This is a genomic window from Xenorhabdus vietnamensis, from assembly GCF_002127535.1.
Classification (GTDB): domain Bacteria; phylum Pseudomonadota; class Gammaproteobacteria; order Enterobacterales; family Enterobacteriaceae; genus Xenorhabdus; species Xenorhabdus vietnamensis.
In genome coordinates this window covers 1-6,335 of record NZ_MUBJ01000049.1, presented here as the reverse complement: position 1 = coordinate 6,335, position 6,335 = coordinate 1, and the positions used below count along the sequence as shown (strand labels likewise).

The 6,335-nt window shown below is 36.6% G+C and carries 4 protein-coding genes and 3 pseudogenes; 1 reads left to right on the top strand and 6 read right to left on the bottom strand.

All coding sequences use genetic code 11. From position 1 onward, the window contains the following. From Xvie_RS19645 to Xvie_RS19620, 6 genes and pseudogenes are all read right to left on the bottom strand, one after another. Positions 1 to 446: pseudogene (locus Xvie_RS19645) on the bottom strand (IS630 family transposase); the annotation flags it as partial. A 126-nt stretch (positions 447 to 572) separates the two neighbouring features. Further along, a pseudogene (locus tag Xvie_RS25965) lies at positions 573 to 878 on the bottom strand (isocitrate lyase/phosphoenolpyruvate mutase family protein); the annotation flags it as partial. 37 nt (positions 879 to 915) lie between these two features. Further along, the gene (locus tag Xvie_RS19635) at positions 916 to 1,800 is read right to left on the bottom strand and encodes an IS982 family transposase (protein ID WP_086110798.1); all 885 of its coding nucleotides are present in this window, start codon (positions 1,798 to 1,800) and stop codon (positions 916 to 918) included. After that, positions 1,784 to 2,477: pseudogene (locus tag Xvie_RS19630) on the bottom strand (IS1 family transposase). The gene Xvie_RS19635 and the pseudogene Xvie_RS19630 overlap by 17 nt, the downstream one beginning before the upstream one ends. Positions 2,478 to 2,710: 233 nt before the next feature. After that, positions 2,711 to 4,027, bottom strand: coding sequence for a branched-chain amino acid transport system II carrier protein (brnQ, locus tag Xvie_RS19625; RefSeq protein ID WP_086110797.1), 1,317 nt, complete (start codon positions 4,025 to 4,027; stop codon positions 2,711 to 2,713). A gap of 143 nt (positions 4,028 to 4,170) precedes the next feature. Beyond that, positions 4,171 to 5,712 (bottom strand): pyridoxal-dependent decarboxylase, encoded by a 1,542-nt coding sequence (locus tag Xvie_RS19620; protein WP_086110796.1) that lies wholly within the window; start codon positions 5,710 to 5,712, stop codon positions 4,171 to 4,173. A gap of 495 nt (positions 5,713 to 6,207) precedes the next feature. Between Xvie_RS19620 and Xvie_RS25960 the strand changes: the two genes are divergently transcribed. Continuing rightward, positions 6,208 to 6,335, top strand: a 128-nt coding sequence (locus tag Xvie_RS25960) for an IS1 family transposase (RefSeq protein ID WP_139838915.1), incomplete at its 3' end; no start/stop codon positions are given.

Below are 6,335 nucleotides of genomic sequence, written 5' to 3'. Positions count from 1 at the left end.
ATCCGGGAAATAGAGATTGTTTCGTACCTGCTCATTCGCGTACTTCCATAATCGCTCAATCGGGTTGAGGTTAGGACTGTAAGGTGGCAGGTAATGCAATTCAATATTAAGCACGTCAGCGAAGTCTTTGACCAACTGAGCACGGTGGTAACCAACTCCGTCTAAAATAATATGGATTCTTTGCGAAATCGGATACGTTTCCCGGATTGCACCGGAGAACAAGACAATATTTCTGGCATCAATTGTCGGATATTCACGGATCACGGTGTCTTCAATCCGTTGTAAATTCAACGCGCCTACAATGTTAAGACGAGTACGGCTCTCCGTGGTTTCAACTACTTTGACATGCGCTTTCCCTGCTTTCATCCTGCCGTGGCTTAATTTTGTCGACTGCGTGGGGTGGGATGCATTGCATCAATAAATAGAATGGGTTCGTTTTGACCAGTACCCCCTTTTAATGCGACAGAACCGTCAATATGGGTAAAAATGCCCGCGTTTCTTATAATTTCTGTACTACAAAAGTAACTAAAAGTAATAGTAAAGTGGCCTTGCTAAAGGCCACTTCTTTATGGCTAACTAAGAGCTGGGTGATTATAGTGAGTTGAAAAGTTACCGTCTTTCAGTGATCTTGATGCTACGCTTTGGAAATAAGAATACACATCATCAAAAACTGAATTACCCAAGCTAAACCTATTTATGCCATTTTCTGCTAAAACACTTATATTGGCTATATTAGGTATATTCATCACATTAAGTGGAAGCATTATAGCTTTAGAAATATCCTGTATTTCTTCCAGATTTACTAGCCCCGGAACAAATAAGCAATCAGCCCCGCAATTACGGTAAACGCTTTCTCTTTTAATTGTCTCTTTAGCTTTTTCGTCAACAGAAGAACTTAAGTAACCCGAATTCCGCTTAAGCCATCACTGGAAAATCGTCTTCTGAGTAGAAATTTTTAAGTGATGGCTTTTTCAATTTAAGGCAGTAAGCAATCACCCCCCCTAAAACAGTCAACAGAAATCCTTTTATGCTTCGGTGGCGCGAGTGTTCTATTTGAGAAATGATTTTTAATTGCCCATTAATTGTTTCAATGATAAAACGCTTTGATAACATTATCTTATCCCATTCAGCTTGCATGTGAGCTTTCATATTTCGGTGCTTTTTGATGATGAAAGTGATCCCCGTTTTAGCTAAATCGTCAGCCAGTTCCTGACTGAGATAACCTTTATCACCATAAAGAGAACCCGTTAATTCTTTTGTTAATTCATGAACAGGTTCCCGATCATCCACATTACCCGCCGTCACTTTAAGTGCCAGAATTTCCCCCTGATGGTTTATAGCCAAGTGTAATTTGAAACCGTAAAACCAACCCATTGAGGTTTTTCCTCGTTGTGCTATCCCTTCAAAGACTTTATGGCGGGGAATACGGATGTTATGACAAACGCGCAAACTCGTGGAATCAATAAAAGCAATGCCTGTCGGTTTCCCTTTTAATTGAGTCAGATAACTGCATAATGGCATCAAAACGGAAGGGGCGGCACTAATAAAACGGGTATAACTGAGCAAGGCGGGAAAATCTTTGTGATGATATTTCCAAATCTGCGCCAGATAAAAATGTTTAAAATCACGGTAATGTGACAGATGAAAGAGGATTAAAATAGTCATGATTTCACTGGGATACATGCGACCTTGTCGGCGGCGTAGACGGTATCCGTTATCAAGGCAAAACTGCGTCCACTGAGGGATGAAAAAACGATTGTATATTAAATAGTTAGATCTCTTATTAAAAATAGTTCTCACGCTCAATGAAAGTGCCAATCACTTTATCGTGCATTTCCGCCGATTTAGAATATCCTATCGTTTTTCGATTCAGTCTTTTTATCCGGGTTCGATGCGTTAAATTATTTCTTTCTAAACGTTGGGTGAATGTCTTCCCGGTCAGGTGTTCTTCCTCTGGGAGGCTGTCATACACAGCATAATCATTCGTACAATAAAACCGAATACTAAAGGGCGATAAAAGGGCAAACAGTTTGTCTAATGTTTTCCGGCTGCGATCCCCAAAACATGCGCCACTATCCGTTTCAGACGGGGTTCCCAGGGATACCAGAGCCAGCGTTGATTTTTCTTGTTCCCCACAAACGACCATTGCTCATCCATTTCACAGATAAGATGAATGTTATCCCCGTCAAGAGGAAGCGTCGTCACGTTTCGGGGGATGAGTTTTTTAGCGTTGTCATGACGGTGCTTGTGGTCACTTTCAGGACACGGGCGGTGTCGCGGATCCCTCCGTTATTCATTGCCATATTGATAATCTGCTCTTTAACACCGGGTTTGCAGGCTTAATAGGTGTATTCCAGCTGAAAGACCTTACAGCAGGCATAACAACGATAACGGGGATGGCCACCATTTCCTTTTCCATGCCCTTTGACATGTTCTGATGTGTGACAATAACGACAAGAAACGTCAACTTTAGCCATGATCCACCCTTAAAAAGTTAGAACATATCATAATAACTAACTATTCAATACATGACCGAAAAAACGGCAAAAATCGTCGACATCGCAGAAAATTTCAACTAAGTTATTCATAGCCTGTTCCTCCCCGGAGCGGTTTTCGGCGTTCACCAAAACTTTGTTCCCGGAACAGGCTTTTCGTCAATTTCTTATCCAGAATTCGGGTTAATTACGTATTTTTTGAAAAAAATAAATACTTAAATTGAAATATTTATTTTTCTTTTTATTAATTTATCAATAATCATTAATACAGACATAATCAAAAAAGAAGGCAACAACCATGCCAATTGATGATTTGATAATGGAATTTCATAAAACCAACTTGGTATAAAAAATGAAAAACCATCAAATGATTTTACAGAATCCAAAAGACTAAATATAAGACTAGTTATTATCGTAGGCGTTAAAATGAAAGAAAAATTATTCCAATAATTTTTTGTAAAGCTTAATAATACTAAAACAATACAAGGTGGATAAATTGCTGTTAAAACAGGAATTGAAAACTGAATTAAATAATTTAATCCAAGGTTTGATATTATCATAGAAAAAATACCAAAAACAATGACCAATATACTATATGATAATGGTAAATATGAATTAAAAAATTCAGCACAAGCACATGTTAGACCTATGGCAGTGACCAAGCAAGCAATAAAAATCAATATAGCTAAAAAAATACTACCATATACACCAAATGTATATTGAACATAACTTCTTAAAATTACAGCTCCATTTTCTGCTGAAGATAAGAAAGTACCGCTATCTGAACCTAATTTAAATAATGAAAGATACATTAAGACCAAACAAAAACCAGCAATAGAAGTAGCTTTTAGTATATATTTATTTAGTAATTTATCAGATTCAATTCCTCTAGAACGTACAGCATTAACTATAATGCTTCCAAACATCATAGCTGCCAAAGCATCCATCGTTAAGTAACCATTCAAGAAACCACTTGCGAATGGGTTTTCAGAATAATAATTAATTACTTTCACAGATTCTCCGGCTGGATAAAAAACAGCCGAAATAGCCAAGATCGCTAATGCTATAATTTTTATAGGTGCTAATATATAGCCTACATTATCTAGCAATTTTTTAGGATATAGTGATATATATATAACCAATGAAAAGTATACAATACTGTATATTAACAAAGGCAATTTCCCTTCTTTTGTTATTGATGCGAGACCTAATTCAAAAGAAACTGTAGCCGTTCTTGGTATTGCAAAAAGTGGGCCTACTGATAAATAACAAATAGTAGCCAACAAAAAACCACAAAATTTACCTATTGGTGAACTAAGATTTTTAAGATCTCCTACCCTAGCCAAAGAAATAATGGTGATTATAGGCAATCCAACACCAGTAATTAAAAAACCTATAGCTGCCAGCCAAACACTTTCGCCTGTTTGAAAACCAATTATAGGAGGAAAAATAATATTCCCAGCTCCCACAAATAAAGAAAAAATCATAAATCCTAATGCTAAAATATCTCTAGATGATAGCTTGTTCGTCATAATTAATGTTATCCTTTGATTTTAGACGAATAAAAATTAAAATTAGACATTTTATTTCCCATAAGATTCTCAATAAAAATGCTACATTTTTATATGGACTCGGCAACCACCGACTTTAGTCGGTGGTTGCTGAATTTTAATAATTAGATATTTATTGTGGTGAGTTGTGGTTGATTATCCAGAAATAGTGTTCTGTTAAAAGCACCAGGCTGACGCAATGCCGCTATAAGTTGGTTAATCAGTTCATCTGTCACATGTTCCATAACGAAAAGGTGTGCATACCTAATATCATTTTTAGCTTCAGTAGACAGTGAGAAATCTTCAACAATATCATTGTTAGGACAAAGGAACAGAATACTGAGGGAAAGTGGAGAGCGATGCACGTGAAGATCTAGGCCAAGCTCGCCACCCAATGCTTGCAATTTCTGATAAACGTTTTCACTCATCCAAAGTCGATGGACGATTTTTTCAATTTGGTCGTTATAAGAATATCTGGCCAGATAATGCCAAAGTAGCAGCGCCGAAAAACCATTTCTCGAACCCGCTAAAGTAGAATCTTGAGCACCGATATAATCCACACTGAGGAAGCTCAATAAATATTTTTGTTTGGTCAGATAAACGCCTGTAGGCCATGGCGTTCCCATTTCTTTATGACCGCTGGTCACAATCGAATGGATTGGATTTCTGAAATCAAATGAAGGAAGCGTTCCTACACCAATATCGATTCCCTGCTCTCTCGCTTTCTCTAGGAATGGACCATAAACAGCGCCCAGTGCACCATCAATGTGGAACCAGTAGCCATTTCGAGGACTTTTAACAAATTTGCCATTTTCCAGCGTAATTTGAAGTGTTCTATCCTTGAGACCGTATTTCTCAAGTATGGGGAGCAGTAAATCAATTGCGCCGCTGACATCATCAAGAGCACCTTTAAAGGTTGTGCCATAGTTGAAGTTTATTGCTATCGGGAAACCACGTGACGCAAAAAACTCTACTAATGTACTCAGTTTATCTAAATCAATCGAACCTGTTGACAGAGACGGAACTTTTGTTGGCCATTTTCCATTATTCGTTGCAATAGGACATTGCCCAGGATAGCGCGACTCACCGATTTCAGCAAAAGTAGGCAGTGCCAAAATATCTTTGGCTTTATCGATTGAGTAATGTGTATCTTCGGAGTAAAAAAGTACGGGTATCAGCGAATTTTCATTACCTCCTAAATAAGTTCTTTGTTCAATGTAATTGTTTGAATTCGAATCAATCCAGAGCGCTTTTCCTGCCAAATAGTCACGAGCATTACGCAATGCATATAAATTTCCTTCCGTGCTTCCCATTGACAGCACATAACCCCAGTAGCCCTCGCCTAGTGTGGCGTTATCTCTGTCAGGTGCATTCCAAAGTTTAGCAAAATAATCCAATACAGCACGTTCAACAACCTTTGAATTAACCCTGAGATTGCCTGTCACAAAAGGATCACCAACATTGTTTAATTGAACATCTAAGTATTCACTCAGTTCTGATGAATAGTGGAGTTCTTGGTTGGTTTGATAACCCATAAATTTGTTGCGTGTTTTCTTTACATATGAACCCAGTTCTGTCAATGCTTTTCCACGCTCAGTATCTGTTAAACCACTTTCAGATAATTTAAATACAGATTTATCAATATTGTCATAGGTTTCATGATTCATATTTAATCCAGATGCAATAATTTATTATTGTAATAATTTGATAATTTATTTATTTTAAAATCACTAAAAAATAATTAACTTATCATATTGTTATTTTCTGATACAATTAGCAATGTAATTTAAATAAAATTGCCACTTTAATTATTTTTACAATATATATCTAAATGTAATTACTCAACAATAACTCAAGTTTATAATTCGAAGTCATAACTTAAAACAAACAAAACGTTTATATAATAAACTAACTTGGATTCGCCTAATAATAGCATGAAATACTTCATCATTTTTTTCATGTCACATTACCAGAGAAAGTAATTGCATATATACATAAACTAATGTCATTAGGTATTTTATTATTCTCATCTAAATTTATTTCTTCGAAGGTGAGTGTTTTTAATTTTAATTTAAATCATCGGTAATGTCAGCGATTATTTTACCGGTCATGACATCAATTTATTGAATCTTGTATCGTATGCCTATTTGGAGAAGAGTCAGATGGCAAAGATTGATGTAACCTGCCCATTTTGTTGTGCAATTAAAGGAATTCATCGTAATGGGCGATCTCGTTCTGGTCATCAACGTTACCTTTGCCAATCCTGCCGTCACTCTTGGCAACTTGAATT

Coding starts and splice junctions, on each gene's coding strand:
- brnQ (WP_086110797.1), bottom strand. CDS start 4,027: ATGACGAACAAGCTATCATCTAGAGATATTTTAGCATTAGGATTTATG.
- Xvie_RS19620 (WP_086110796.1), bottom strand. CDS start 5,712: ATGAATCATGAAACCTATGACAATATTGATAAATCTGTATTTAAATTA.